The sequence below is a fragment of the Avibacterium avium genome (genome assembly GCF_900454535.1).
GTDB classification, from domain to species: domain Bacteria; phylum Pseudomonadota; class Gammaproteobacteria; order Enterobacterales; family Pasteurellaceae; genus Avibacterium; species Avibacterium avium.
Map to the genome: position 1 here is coordinate 260,838 of NZ_UGSP01000001.1, position 15,576 is coordinate 276,413.

The following is a 15,576-nucleotide window of genomic DNA, read 5'->3' on the forward strand; positions in this document are numbered from 1 at the left end:
GTTATTTCTGATACAAAATATGTTGGGTGAATAATTCTCGACTTTTCAAAGGCTTACTGCCTAAATAAGGCTTCAAGGCAATGCGAATAAAGCGTTTCGCAGCTTGCAACACCGCCTGATCGTGAAACTCTCGCCGCTCAAACGCCAGCAGTTCTCTGCCATAAAAAGTGAGATTATCCTTAATTAAAGAAGCAATAAAGCCTTTTTCTTCGCGATAACGATAGGTCATATTTTCATCGACAGGCTCGCCTGAACCTGCACAATGGCAAAAATCAATGCCATAGCCCATTGCTGTAAGTAATTGAAATTCAAAGGTTCGCAGACTTGGTTCGACAGACTCAGACACACTCGCCAAGCCCGTAATACATTTTAGATAGTCTTGGAAAATCTCAGGATAAGGAGTTTCAACGGCCAACAAACGCATCAGCAACTCATTCACATAAAAACCGCTATAAAGCGCCGTAGGCTGCATTGGCAAAGTGAGCGATGCCGCTTCGGCTTTAGTCAGGGTTTTTAGCTCCCCCTTTCCAGTCCAACGCAGAAGCAACGGCGTAAACGGCTGCAAAATGCTTTTCCACGCTGAACGCTTTGTTCTCGCCCCTTTCGCAATCACCGTCAAACGCCCCGTTTCTTCCGTAAACAAATCCACCAATAAACTTGTTTCGCTGTACGCCCTGCGATGCAAAACAAAGCCCCGCTGCCAATTTTCGATAACCGTATCCTTAGCTAATCATTCGTTGAAGTGGGGATATTTTAACAGATTTTTTGTAGAGTTAGGGGGAAAAGTGCGGTGGGAAAACCGCAAAATTTAGGTACATAAAAGGTAAAGTAGAGTAGTCCTTAACTCGCCGTCTTTAATGTAATTTTTCTATTCGGTGGGCTAAAGTCTACCCTACGCACTAAAGCCCCTTGAATCTGTTGTTGTTCAATGGAAAAGGTGCTAGGATCGGTTCAATATTCGTTCAAGTCTATTAGAGAGAAACCAAATGTTTAAAGAAAAAGGTTATGATGAATTTTTAGCGGAAAAAATCCGCCGTGCTGATGAAGATTTTAAAGCGGGGCGTGTTTTTACCCTTGAGCAAGCTAATGCAAAATGGCAGGCAACGATTGAACGAAAAGCAGCAGAACTCGCCAAACAAGAAGAAGCCTTGCTCGGTGGAGCTTATGACTAATATCATTTTATCTGATTTAGCCCTAAATGATATTGATGAGATTCTAGCCAGTGTTTATGAGTTCACTGGCTTTATTTCCACGCCGCAAAAATTACAACAAGAATTTAACAAAACTTTTGAACTTATCGCCTTTATGCCCCAAGCTATCGGTCGAATGCGCAATGATGGAACGCGCGAAGCCTTCCAGCTCCTTCAGGAATATAGGCAATAACATCAATTTTGTTGAAAATATCATCTGCAAGTTTTATTCCACTATTTTCATAACCAGTGTATTCAATTATATTCGCGATAATATCACGCAAATCTTGTTGTGCATTACCAGAGAGAATGACTTTAGCCATAAATCAAAAATTCACGCTCTGCCATCGCTAATTCTTTCGATTTTTGTTCAATCAATTGGCGAATATCTTCTTTGGATTCCGCTAATGAAATAACATTACCAGCCTTAAAATCCTCATCGCCACGGCGGATTTTTTCCGCTAAAAATTCATCATAACCTTTTTCTTTAAACATTTGGCTTCTCTCTAATAGACTTGAACGAATATTGAACCGATCCTAGCACCTTTTCCAGTGAACAACAATAGAAAGGGCTTCTTCCCTTGATTTCTATTCGGGCGAGTACAAAGAGATTTGGGGAATTGTGTTATTGGGGCGTATGCAATACGCCCCTACGAGATCATCGGGCATTGGTGGATATTGAAAGATTCGTTGGGGGGCTTTAGCCTACCATTTTTTGATGTGTTTTTTCTATGCGGTGGGCTTTAGCCCACCCTACGTTTGGTTTAAATAATGTTGAAACGCAAAAGAGCGGTGGGAAATTTTGAAATTTTTCACCGCTCTTTTTTTAATGTTTTGATGATTTGTAGGGGCTGGCCTATGTGCCAGCCCGAATGGGTGGTTGTGTTAAATAGTGGTTGTGTTGAATGGTGGGCGGACACATCGGTCCGCCCCTACGGGGTATTGGTGGATATTATTGAGGGAGATTTGGGGAATTGTGTTATTGGGGCGTATGCAATACGCCCTTTTTATATGAGGTTTATTGGGGTAAATAAAAAGCCCACCGCGAGGGTGGGCTTTGTTAAGCGTTTTATTGCTTCCAACAGGTGGAAGATAATGATTAGATGATGAATTCAGACTTAGCTAATAAATCTTCTAAGCTGTTTACACCATTAACTGTTACGCTGTTGTACTGGTTGCTATCACCTGACTTGAAGGTCAATGTCTGTGAACCAACATCAAAGCGAGCATCGTGTAACAATTTGAATGATGATGCATCATTCACGCCTGCAAACACAAGTTTGTCATCAGCACCGAAGTCAGTGATGGTATCTCTACCGTTTCCGCCGTTTAGGTTGTACACAAACTTATCAGCGCCTTCGCCACCAGTTAGGGTGTCGTCACCGCCTCCGCCGATGATGATGTCGTCACCTGCACCGCCGTTGATGGTGTCGTTACCACCTGTTGCGTTGTTTGAAAGCACGTCTTTCCAGTTTTCTTGGAGATAATCGTATGCTTCTTTCTGAGTATCGCTCCAGTTCATACCAGAACCAGAAGTATCGATCACATCACCGAAGATCACATCGTTACCATCACCACCGTAGATAGTGTCATCACCACCAGTAGAGGTAACTACTTCAGTGCCACCAGTTTCTAATGCAGTGCTCAAGCCAGAAAGGTTGTTACCGTCAATCAGAGTTGCTTCGCCCGCTTTATGGCCTTCCATTGCAGCAGGACGCCAGTTCGGGAAGTCCACCAATGGGCTACTTGGAACAGTCGCTTCACCACCATCAGCTGGTGTGTTATCAAAGTAATCCAAGATGTGCGCTCTATTATCGCCTGGTTTTGTCCTATCAAATGGACTATTTGTTACACCAGTAATACCAATCGCATGAACTTTCGATACTGCAGCAACAGGGTCGTATGCAGCAAATGCGGTTGCTGGGGTATCCCAAGATGGGTCACCATCAGAAATGAGGTAAGTTACATTTTCATAGTTCCGTGTTTCGCCACCACTCATCGCTTCAGTGAAGAACGCATTTGCTTTGTTAAACGCTGAAGAGTATGAAGTATGGCCGTCATACACTCGAGTGTCTCGCGATGCCTCACTAGGAGTTGACCAAGAGTCAATTCTTCTGTTCAACTCTTGAGCATCTGCTGCAGTAAAGTTAGAGTACTTCGTTACTACCTCTGCATCTTGAGCAAACGTTACCAGCTCGAAATTCACCGTACCATCATGATTACCGAGTTTAGTAATCAGCTCTTTCACTGCTGCTTTAACTGTTCTCCAGATAGAGTCTGGATTACCCATCGAACGAGTAACGTCAAACAATACTACTGCATTGTAATCACCACCTGGTTTCACGATGGAATTCGTACCACCTTGATCACCAATCACAACGTCTGCTTGGTTGGTTGTTTCACCTTCAGTTGCCAAGCTTGCTGGTTTGGTTTCACTTGGGCCATCAATCGCTGACGGATTCACTCTGATAGTGTCGTTGCCATCTCTGCCAAGGATAAAGTGACCATCTTTCTCTACATTTTCGTTGGTTACAGTCAATGTAGATCGGGCATCTGCTTTACCATCAGTAATGGTGTAGTTGATCACTGGTAAAGTACCTGTGTAACCATCTACTGGCGTTACTTTATAAGTACCATTGCTTTGGATTTCTAATGTACCTACTTTCGTACCACCTTGCATCAAGTCAACTGATGTTGAGCCACTTGCAGAAACTGTTGTATCTACGCCATTAACGGTTACTTTCGTTACGGTTAATGATGATGGGCCATCAGTATCTGTATCTGCACCATTATCAGCACGAGTTGCGTTTTTACCTGTAATCACGTTACCTTGTGCAGGAACATCTGTTGTTGCTTTATCAACATCAGGGTTCGCCACTGGCGGTTGGTTCGCTACATTGCCGTTAGTTACGGTTAATGTTGCATTCGCATCCGCTTTGCCATCAGTAATGGTGTAGTTGATCACTGGTAAATCACCAACGTAATCTTCTTCAGGCGTTACTTTATAAGTACCGTCTTTTTGGATTTCTAGCGTACCTACTTTTTGACCATCTTTCATCAGATCAACGGTAACTTTATCGCCATTGGTCGGCACGTTTGTTGGTTGGCCGTTAATGGTTACTTTGGTTACTGTTAATGGTGATGTCGGTCCATTGTCTGGATCGCTATCATTATTCAACACATTACCTGTCGCAGGATTTGCAGTAGTTGCAGTACCTGTGTCATTTTGCGCTACTGGCGGTTTGTTATCAACATTTTGGTTAGTTACTGTTAATGTTGATGTCGCAGTGTCTTTGCCATCACTGATTGTGTAAGTGATTTGTGGCAATTCACCGGTATAACCTTCAGCAGGTGAAACAATGTAGTTACCATCGCTACCGATTACCAACGTACCTACGATTACGCCATCTTTGGTTAACTGAGCTGTTGTTGAGTACGCACCCGGAGTTACTTCTGTTTCACGGCCATCAATAACAACTTTAGTTACTTTTAATGGATCTGGTTGGCTATCAGGATCTCTATCCGCATTAGTTGTGCCTTCGTTTGTGCCTTCACCAGTGATTACGTTACCTCTCGCAGGATCTGCTGTAGTTGCAGTATCTGTATCAGGTCGAGCTACTGGTGGCTCATTAACAGGGTTGTTGTTGGTTACTGTTAATGTTGATGTCGCAGTGTCTTGGCCATCGCTTACAGTGTAAGTGATTTCTGGCAATTCACCTGTGTAACCCTCTTTCGGTGTAACAATGTACTTACCATCTTTGTCAATTACCAAGGTACCCACTATTTCATCACCGTTCATCAATTGAACTGTAGCAACACCGTCTTTAGGAACAACTGTATCCTGACCATTTACAGTTACTTTGGTTACTGTTAATGCTGATGGACCTCTATCTGGGTCAGTATCGTTAGTCAATACGTTGCCAGTTGCAGGGGTTTCCGTAGTCGCTGCTCCTGTATCTGCTTGCGGTTGAGGCGGCTGATTAACAGGGTTGTTGTTAGTTACTGTTAATGTTGATGTTGCAGTATCTTTGCCATCACTGATTGTGTAAGTGATTTGTGGCAATTCGCCTGTGTAACCCTCTTTCGGTGTAACAATGTAGTTACCATCTTTACCAATTACCAATGTACCTACTGTTTCATCACCGTTCATCAATTGAACTGTAGCTACACCATCTTTAGGAACTTCTGTATCCTGACCATTTACAGTTACTTTAGTTACTTCCAATGGTTGTGGTTGGCTATCAGGATCGCTATCCGCATTAGCTGTGCCTTCGTTTGTGCCTTCACCTGTGATTACGTTACCTGTCGCAGGTTCTGCTGTAGTTGCAGTATCTGTATCTGCATTCGCTACTGGTAATTCGTTCTTATCGGCGTCTGCATCAGCGTCTGCATCTGCATCAGCGTCCGCATCTGCGTCCGCATCTGCGTCAGCGTCGGCATCAGCATCAGCATCAGCATCTGCATCTGCGTCTGCGTCAGCGTCTGCATCAGCGTCGGCATCGGCGTCCGCATCAGCATCTGCATCGGCGTCGGCATCAGCATCAGCGTCTGCATCGGCATCGGCGTCTGCATCTGCGTCTGCATCTGCATCAGCGTCTGCATCTGCATCAGCGTCTGCATCGGCGTCAGCATCAGCATCGGCATCCGCATCTGCATCAGCATCAGCATCGGCGTCAGCATCGGCATCCGCATCGGCATCGGCGTCGGCATCCGCATCGGCGTCAGCGTCGGCATCAGCATCCGCGTCGGCATCCGCATCGGCGTCAGCGTCGGCATCAGCGTCGGCATCTGCATCAGCGTCCGCATCTGCATCTGCGTCGGCATCAGCGTCTGCGTCAGCGTCAGCATCAGCGTCGGCATCTGCATCAGCATCTGCGTCTGCATCGGCGTCTGCATCGGCGTCAGCGTCAGCGTCTGCATCAGCGTCTGCATCGGCATCGGCATCGGCATCAGCGTCGGCATCTGCGTCAGCGTCTGCATCAGCGTCAGCATCGGCGTCTGCGTCCGCATCAGCATCGGCGTCGGCATCAGCATCTGCATCAGCGTCTGCGTCTGCATCAGCGTCCGCATCTGCGTCAGCGTCTGCATCGGCATCTGCGTCAGCGTCTGCATCGGCATCTGCGTCGGCGTCGGCATCGGCATCTGCATCGGCATCAGCGTCTGCATCAGCATCAGCGTCGGCGTCGGCATCAGCGTCCGCATCAGCATCTGCGTCGGCATCAGCGTCGGCGTCTGCGTCAGCATCTGCGTCGGCATCAGCATCGGCGTCCGCATCAGCATCTGCATCGGCGTCGGCATCAGCATCGGCGTCCGCATCAGCATCGGCGTCCGCATCGGCATCGGCATCGGCATCTGCATCAGCGTCTGCATCGGCGTCGGCATCAGCGTCCGCATCGGCATCGGCATCGGCGTCGGCATCTGCGTCAGCATCTGCGTCTGCGTCGGCATCAGCATCAGCGTCCGCATCAGCATCGGCGTCCGCATCGGCATCGGCATCTGCATCAGCGTCTGCATCGGCGTCGGCATCAGCATCGGCGTCCGCATCGGCATCGGCATCGGCGTCGGCATCTGCGTCAGCATCTGCGTCCGCGTCTGCGTCTGCATCAGCGTCGGCGTCTGCATCAGCATCTGCATCGGCATCAGCGTCGGCATCGGCATCGGCATCTGCGTCAGCATCAGCGTCGGCATCCGCATCTGCATCAGCGTCAGCGTCTGCATCTGCATCTGCATCTGCATCGGCGTCTGCGTCTGCATCAGCATCAGCATCAGCGTCGGCGTCGGCGTCTGCATCGGCGTCAGCGTCTGCATCGGCATCTGCATCAGCGTCAGCATCGGCATCAGCGTCGGCGTCTGCATCAGCATCGGCGTCCGCATCTGCATCAGCGTCAGCATCAGCATCCGCGTCTGCGTCGGCATCAGCGTCCGCATCAGCATCTGCGTCTGCATCAGCGTCGGCGTCTGCATCAGCATCTGCGTCTGCATCGGCATCAGCGTCTGCGTCGGCATCGGCATCAGCGTCTGCATCTGCGTCTGCATCAGCGTCCGCGTCGGCATCAGCATCGGCGTCCGCATCAGCATCTGCATCTGCGTCGGCATCAGCATCTGCATCTGCGTCGGCATCAGCGTCAGCATCGGCATCTGCATCAGCATCAGCGTCTGCGTCAGCGTCTGCGTCAGCATCTGCGTCAGCGTCGGCGTCTGCGTCAGCATCTGCATCGGCGTCTGCATCAGCATCCGCGTCTGCATCAGCGTCAGCATCGGCGTCAGCATCAGCATCGGCATCTGCGTCAGCATCGGCATCTGCATCAGCGTCGGCGTCCGCATCTGCATCGGCGTCAGCATCAGCGTCTGCATCGGCATCAGCGTCGGCATCAGCATCTGCGTCTGCATCAGCGTCGGCGTCTGCATCAGCATCTGCGTCTGCATCTGCATCGGCATCTGCGTCCGCATCAGCGTCAGCATCTGCGTCAGCGTCAGCATCGGCATCTGCGTCAGCGTCGGCGTCTGCATCGGCGTCTGCGTCAGCATCCGCATCGGCGTCCGCATCTGCATCAGCGTCGGCGTCGGCGTCTGCATCGGCGTCGGCATCGGCGTCGGCATCGGCATCAGCATCAGCATCAGCATCGGCATCCGCATCCGCATCCGCATCGGCGTCGGCATCAGCATCTGCATCTGCATCAGCGTCCGCATCGGCATCTGCATCAGCATCTGCGTCTGCGTCAGCGTCGGCATCTGCATCAGCGTCTGCATCAGCGTCTGCATCAGCGTCGGCATCTGCATCAGCATCAGCATCGGCGTCTGCATCAGCATCAGCGTCTGCGTCTGCATCTGCGTCGGCATCAGCATCTGATTCAGATGGATCTTTCGCTGTGTCGCGATCTTCTGGGCCTACGTTGCCTGCTTCATCTGTTGCACGACCTACTACTTCGCTGCCGTCTTTCACTTTATCTGCTGGGATAGTAACTACACCTGTTTCTGGATCTACGGTTACGCCTGGGTTTTCATCTGGGTTGGTGATTTCCCAAGTGCCGTCTTCACCTTTCTCTACGGTTACAGTGTGATCTTCACCGTCTTCATCGGTGTAGGTGATTTCCACTTCTTTGGTGTCTTTATCTGCAGGTGGTGTTACTTCCACTGAACCATCATCTTTCGCATCCACATCTGGCGCGCCTGGGGCTACCGTATCGATTGGATCTTTCGGAATGTTTGGTTTTTCTTCCGCTGTGGTTGTGTCGTCTTCACCTGTGTTACCTGCTTCGTCTGTTGCTTTACCAGTAACCTCACCGCCATCTTTCACTTTATCTTCTGGAATAGTGATTACGCCAGTTTCTGGATCTACGGTTACACCTGGGTTTTCATCTGGGTTAGTGATTTTCCACGTGCCGTCGTCATCTTTTTCAACAGTTACAGTGTGATCTTCACCATCTTCACCTGGATAAGTTACTTCTACTTCTTTAGTATCTTCATCTGCTGGTGGTGCAACCGTAATTGAACCATCTGGTTGTGCTACTACGTCTGGTTTGCCTGGTGGTGTTGTATCTACCGTTGTGGTATCGCTGCCTTTCGGACTTTCAATACCATCTGGATTTACCACTTTTGCAGTTACTTTTAAGGTGCCGCCAGTTTCTGGGATATCGTCTGCTGGTACATCAACAATGATTGAACCATTTGCAATATCTTCAGGCGTTAAGGTTTTAGTTACATCTGGTTGGCCGTCACCATCAGTGTCAACTTCTACTTTGTCACCTTCTTTGGCATCGTTTGGCAGAGTTACTTTCACTTGAACGCCATCTTCGACTTCTTTGCCGTTCAATACGCCATCGCCGCCGTCAAGAATTTCAACACCTGGTTGACCACGTGGTGGTTCTTTGTCGGTTAAGTCGATAGGCTCTTTTGCAGTGTCGCTGTCTGTACCTGTGTTACCAGCTTCATCTGTAGTCGTAACAGTTACTTCGCCGCCATCTTTTACTGCTTCTGGTGGAATGGTTACAACACCTGTTTCTGGATCTACAGTTACACCTGGGTTTTCATCTGGGTTGGTGATTTTCCAAGTACCGTCTTCACCTTTTTCTACGGTTACCGTGTGATCTTCACCGTCTTCACCTGGGTAGGTTACTTCCATATCCGTAGTGTCTTCGTCCACTGGATCGATGGTTACTGAACCGTCTTGGTTCGCATCTACATCTGGTGTTGGTGCTGTGGTGTCAACTTTAGCTTGATCTGTACCTTTAGGGCTTACTGCGCCATCGTTATTAGTGATGGTTGCAGATACGGTTAATGTGCCGCCACTTGCTGGTACATCTTCTGCTGGTACATCAACAGTGATTTCACCTTTTGCGATGTCTTCTGCTGTAAGGGTAACTGTTACATCTGGTTGACCGTCACCGTCAGTGTCCACTTCTACTGTGTTACCTTCTTTGGCTTCTTTTGGTAGGGTGATTTTCGCATTAACGCCTTCTTTCACTTCTTCACCATTTAAGATGCCATCACCGCCATCAAGAATCTCAACAATAGGGGCTTCTACAGGTGGAGCTTTCGCTGTGTCGCTATCGCCTTCACTTGTGTTGCCAGCTTCGTCTGTTGCGGTTGCAGTTACTTCGCCACCGTCTTTTACCTTGTCTTCTGGAATAGTAACAATGCCAGTTTCTGGATCTACGGTTACACCTGGGTTTTCATCTGGGTTAGTGATTTTCCAAGTGCCGTCTTCACCTTTCTCTACGGTTACAGTGTGGTCTTCACCATCTTCACCTGGGTAAGTAATTTCTACTTCTTTGGTGTCTTCATCAGCTGGTGGAGCAACTTTCACTGAACCGTCATTTTGCGCTTCTACATCTGGCGCAGCTGGTGCGGTAGTGTCAGGATTGTTGCCTGCTGTATCACGATCTTCAGGACCAGTGTTACCAGTCTCATCAGTTGCACGACCTACTACTTCGCTGCCGTCTTTCACTTTATCTGCTGGGATAGTAACTACACCTGTTTCTGGATCTACGGTTACGCCTGGGTTTTCATCTGGGTTAGTGATTTCCCAAGTGCCGTCTTCACCTTTCTCTACGGTTACAGTGTGATCTTCACCGTCTTCATCGGTGTAGGTGATTTCCACTTCTTTGGTGTCTTTATCTGCAGGTGGTGTTACTTCCACTGAACCATCATCTTTCGCATCCACATCTGGCGCGCCTGGGGCTACCGTATCGATTGGATCTTTCGGAATGTTTGGTTTTTCTTCCGCAGTTACAGTGTCGTCTTCACCTGTGTTACCTGCTTCGTCTGTTGCTTTACCAGTAACCTCACCGCCATCTTTCACTTTATCTTCTGGAATAGTGATTACGCCAGTTTCTGGATCTACGGTTACACCTGGGTTTTCATCTGGGTTGGTGATTTTCCAAGTGCCGTCTTCACCTTTTTCTACAGTTACGGTGTGATCTTCACCATCTTCACCTGGATAAGTTACTTCTACTTCTTTAGTATCTTCATCTGCTGGTGGTACGACAGTGATTGAGCCGTCTGGTTGTGCAACTACATCTGGTTTGCCTGGTGGTGTTGTATCTACCGTTGTGGTATCGCTGCCTTTCGGACTTTCAATACCATCTGGATTTACCACTTTTGCAGTTACTTTTAAGGTGCCGCCAGTTTCTGGGATATCGTCTGCTGGTACATCAACAATGATTGAACCATTTGCAATATCTTCAGGCGTTAAGGTTTTAGTTACATCTGGTTGGCCGTCACCATCAGTGTCAACTTCTACTTTGTCACCTTCTTTGGCATCGTTTGGCAGAGTTACTTTCACTTGAACGCCATCTTCGACTTCTTTGCCGTTCAATACGCCATCGCCGCCGTCAAGAATTTCAACACCTGGTTGACCACGTGGTGGTTCTTTGTCGGTTAAGTCGATAGGCTCTTTTGCAGTGTCGCTGTCTGTACCTGTGTTACCAGCTTCATCTTTCGTAGTAACAGTTACTTCGCCACCATCTTTTACTGCTTCTGGTGGAATGGTTACGATACCTGTTTCAGGATCTACAGTTACACCTGGGTTTTCATCTGGGTTGGTGATTTTCCAAGTACCGTCTTCACCTTTTTCTACGGTTACCGTGTGATCTTCACCGTCTTCACCTGGGTAGGTTACTTCCATATCCGTAGTGTCTTCGTCCACTGGATCGATGGTTACTGAACCGTCTTGGTTCGCATCTACATCTGGTGTTGGTGCTGTGGTGTCAACTTTAGCTTGATCTGTACCTTTAGGGCTTACTGCGCCATCGTTATTAGTGATGGTTGCAGATACGGTTAATGTGCCGCCACTTGCTGGTACATCTTCTGCTGGTACATCAACAGTGATTTCACCTTTTGCGATGTCTTCTGCTGTAAGGGTAACTGTTACATCTGGTTGACCGTCACCGTCAGTGTCCACTTCTACTGTGTTACCTTCTTTGGCTTCTTTTGGTAGGGTGATTTTCGCATTAACGCCTTCTTTCACTTCTTCACCATTTAAGATGCCATCACCGCCATCAAGAATCTCAACAATAGGGGCTTCTACAGGTGGAGCTTTCGCTGTGTCGCTATCGCCTTCACTTGTGTTGCCAGCTTCGTCTGTTGCGGTTGCAGTTACTTCGCCACCGTCTTTTACCTTGTCTTCTGGAATAGTAACAATGCCAGTTTCTGGATCTACGGTTACACCTGGGTTTTCATCTGGGTTAGTGATTTTCCAAGTGCCGTCTTCACCTTTCTCTACGGTTACAGTGTGGTCTTCACCATCTTCACCTGGGTAAGTAATTTCTACTTCTTTGGTGTCTTCATCAGCTGGTGGAGCAACTTTCACTGAACCGTCATTTTGCGCTTCTACATCTGGCGCAGCTGGTGCGGTAGTGTCAGGATTGTTGCCTGCTGTATCACGATCTTCAGGACCAGTGTTACCAGTCTCATCAGTTGCACGACCTACTACTTCGCTGCCGTCTTTCACTTTATCTGCTGGGATAGTAACTACACCTGTTTCTGGATCTACGGTTACGCCTGGGTTTTCATCTGGGTTAGTGATTTCCCAAGTGCCGTCTTCACCTTTCTCTACGGTTACAGTGTGATCTTCACCGTCTTCATCGGTGTAGGTGATTTCCACTTCTTTGGTGTCTTTATCTGCAGGTGGTGTTACTTCCACTGAACCATCATCTTTCGCATCCACATCTGGCGCGCCTGGGGCTACCGTATCGATTGGATCTTTCGGAATGTTTGGTTTTTCTTCCGCAGTTACAGTGTCGTCTTCACCTGTGTTACCTGCTTCATCAGTGGCTTTACCCGTCACTTCACCGCCGTCTTTCACTTTATCTTCTGGAATAGTGATTACGCCAGTTTCTGGATCTACGGTTACACCTGGGTTTTCATCTGGGTTGGTGATCTTCCAAGTGCCGTCTTCACCTTTTTCTACGGTTACAGTGTGATCTTCACCATCTTCACCAGGATAAGTTACTTCTACTTCTTTAGTATCTTCATCTGCTGGTGGTACGACAGTGATTGAGCCGTCTGGTTGCGCTACTACATCTGGTTTGCCTGGTGGCGTTGTGTCAACTGTAGTGGTGTCGCTACCTTTAGGGCTGTCGACGCCATCTGGATTAACTACTTTCGCAGTTACTTTTAGTGTACCGCCTGTTTCTGGGATGTCGTCTGCTGGTACGTCAACAACGATTTCACCATTTGCGATGTCTTCTGGTGTGAGAGTTTTAGTCACATCTGGTTGGCCGTCGCCATCAGTGTCGACTTCTACTGTATCACCTTCTTTGGCATCTTTTGGCAGAGTTACTTTCACTTGAACGCCATCTTCTACTTCTTTGCCGTTCAATACGCCATCGCCGCCATCAAGAATTTCAACACCTGGTTGACCACGTGGTGGTTCTTTGTCGGTTAAGTCGATAGGCTCTTTTGCAGTGTCACTGTCTGTACCTGTGTTACCGCCTTTATCGGTTACAGTTGCTGTAACTTCGCCACCATCTTTTACTACTTCTGGTGGAATGGTTACGATACCTGTATCTGGATCTACGGTTACACCTGGGTTTTCATCTGGATTAGTGATTTTCCATTTACCGTCTTCACCTTTTTCTACGGTTACCGTGTGATCTTCACCATCTTCACCTGGGTAAGTTACTTTAATGTCTGTTGCATCTTCGTCAACTGGATCGATGGTTACTGAACCGTCTTGGTTCGCATCTACATCTGGTGTTGGTTTTGCAGTATCAACTTTAGAAAGATCCATACCTTTAGGGCTTACTGCACCATCGTTATTAGTGATGGTTGCAGATACAGTTAATGTGCCGCCGCTTGGTGGTACATCTTTTGCTGGTACGTCAATAACTACGTTGCCATTTGCAATATCTTCAGCTGTAAGTGTGATAGTTTGATCTGGCTCGCCATCACCATCAGTATCTACTTTTAAGATATTACCTTCTTTGGCTTCTTTTGGTAGGGTGATCTTAGCTTTAACGCCATCTTCAACTTCTTTCGCGTTTAAGATACCGTCGCCACCGTCAAGAATCTCAACGATAGGGGCTTTCACTAATGGTGCTTTTGCTGTTGCACTATCACTATCACCTTCATTACCAGATTTATCAGTTGCAGTCGCAGTTACTTCACCGCCATCTTTTACTTTGTCTTCTGGAATGGTAACAATGCCAGTTTCAGGATCTACAGTTACACCTGGATTTTCATCTGGGTTAGTGATTTTCCAATTACCGTCTTTATCTTTTTCTACGGTTACTGTGTGATCTTCACCATCTTCACCTGGATAGTTGATATCAACTTTTTGAGTGTCAGCATCTTTTGGCGGAGCAACTTTTACTGAACCGTCATTTTGTGCTTCTACATCTGGTTTGCCTGGTGGGGTTAAATCTTTATTAGTTGGTGTATTATCATCAGTAGTAGTACCTGGATTATTGCCAGCAATTCCTTTGCCTTCTTCACCTGTATTACCACTTTCGTCAGTCGCTTTACCTGTTACTTCGCTGCCATCTTTTACTTTGTCTGCAGGAATAGTCACTACACCAGTATCTGGATCTACAACTAAGTTAGGATCAGTTGTTTTCCATTTACCGTCATCACCTTTTTCTACTGTTGAAGTGTGGTCGTTACCATCTTCATCTGTATAGGTGATTTCTACTTTTTTGGTATCAGGATCAGATGGTGGTGTTACCACTACTGAACCGTCGACTTTCCCGTCTACGCTAGGTTGACCAGGAGGTGTAGTATCAGGATTGTTACCAGCGTTTGTTTTACCTTCTTCACCAGTATTGCCACTTTCGTCAGTCGCTTTACCTGTTACTTCGCTGCCATCTTTTACTTTGTCAGCAGGAATAGTCACTACGCCAGTATCTGGATCTACAACTAAGTTTGGATCAGTTGTTTTCCATTTGCCGTCATCACCTTTTTCTACTGTTGAAGTGTGGTCGTTACCATCTTCATCTGTATAGGTGATTTCTACTTTTTTGGTATCAGGATCAGATGGTGGGGTTATCACTACTGAACCATCGCCTTTTGCGTCTACATCTGGTTGACCCGGAGGTGTAGTATCAGGGTTGTTACCAGCGTTTGTTTTACCTTCTTCACCAGTATTACCGCTCTCGTCAGTCGCTTTACCTGTTACTTCGCTGCCGTCTTTTACTTTGTCAGCAGGAATAGTAACTACGCCAGTATCTGGATCTACAACTAAGTTAGGATCTGTTGTTTTCCATTTACCGTCATCACCTTTTTCTACTGTTGAAGTGTGGTCGTTACCATTTTCATCGGTATAGGTAATTTCAACTTTTTTGGTGTCAGGATCAGATGGTGGAGTAATTTTTACTGAACCATCACTTTGCGCTTCTACATCCGGTCTAGCTGGTGGAGTTGTATCTCCAGGGTTACTATTACTGTCACTACCACCAAAATTTCCACCTTTAGTTAATGCAACACCAGCAATAGCAAGTGGAAGTAATGCTAATAACCATAATGGACTAAATGCCCAGAATGCACCAATTGGATTACCACCCAATGCTTGACCGGCAGATACTTGATCTGCTAATTCAGTTACTGCATCTGGTTGTAATGTACTTTCTGGAACATAAGGATAGACTGAACCATTTTCATGCATACCTACAAGTAAACTATCCTTGTAAGCGGCTACGTCCTCATCATAGTAATTAATGATGATTAAATCTGGGTTTTCGATATCAGAACCTTCAAACGCAATTTTTAAATCTTTACCATCGCGTTTGATCATAATGTTTTCTGGCGCAAACCCCGTTTTTTCATCAATAAATTGATAATTCACTTTATTTTGTGCAGCGATAGCAGTTACCGTGCCCGATTTTAAGTGAATTGTCTCTAGCGTTTCTTTAGCGCTATTAATTTTTAACGTTATATTATTGTTAGCCAT

Annotated in this window: 5 protein-coding genes; 2 read left to right on the top strand and 3 right to left on the bottom strand. The window is 47.1% G+C overall.

What is annotated here, in order from left to right; genetic code table 11:
• Nucleotide 1 precedes the first annotated feature (1 nt).
• Entirely contained in the window at nucleotides 2-712 is a 711-nt protein-coding gene (gene recO, locus DYC50_RS01360; RefSeq protein ID WP_103854492.1) for a DNA repair protein RecO, read from the bottom strand.
• A gap of 274 nt (nucleotides 713-986) precedes the next feature.
• Here recO and DYC50_RS01365 point away from each other — a divergent pair, with 274 nt between their 5' ends.
• Entirely contained in the window at nucleotides 987-1,172 is a 186-nt protein-coding gene (locus DYC50_RS01365; RefSeq protein WP_115248703.1) for a hypothetical protein, read from the top strand.
• On the top strand, nucleotides 1,165-1,383 hold the full coding sequence (locus DYC50_RS01370; protein ID WP_115248704.1) for a type II toxin-antitoxin system RelE/ParE family toxin: 219 nt from the start codon (nucleotides 1,165-1,167) through the stop codon (nucleotides 1,381-1,383). Before DYC50_RS01365 ends, DYC50_RS01370 begins: the two co-directional genes overlap by 8 nt.
• 122 nt (nucleotides 1,384-1,505) lie before the next feature.
• Here DYC50_RS01370 and DYC50_RS01375 read toward each other — a convergent pair whose 3' ends face one another.
• Both DYC50_RS01375 and DYC50_RS01385 read right to left on the bottom strand, forming a co-directional pair.
• Nucleotides 1,506-1,685: a hypothetical protein gene (locus tag DYC50_RS01375; RefSeq protein WP_110479703.1), complete on the bottom strand. Its 180-nt coding sequence runs from the start codon at nucleotides 1,683-1,685 to the stop codon at nucleotides 1,506-1,508.
• A 604-nt stretch (nucleotides 1,686-2,289) separates the two neighbouring features.
• Complete coding sequence (locus DYC50_RS01385; RefSeq protein WP_115248706.1) at nucleotides 2,290-15,576, bottom strand: vWA domain-containing protein; 13,287 nt, start codon at nucleotides 15,574-15,576, stop codon at nucleotides 2,290-2,292.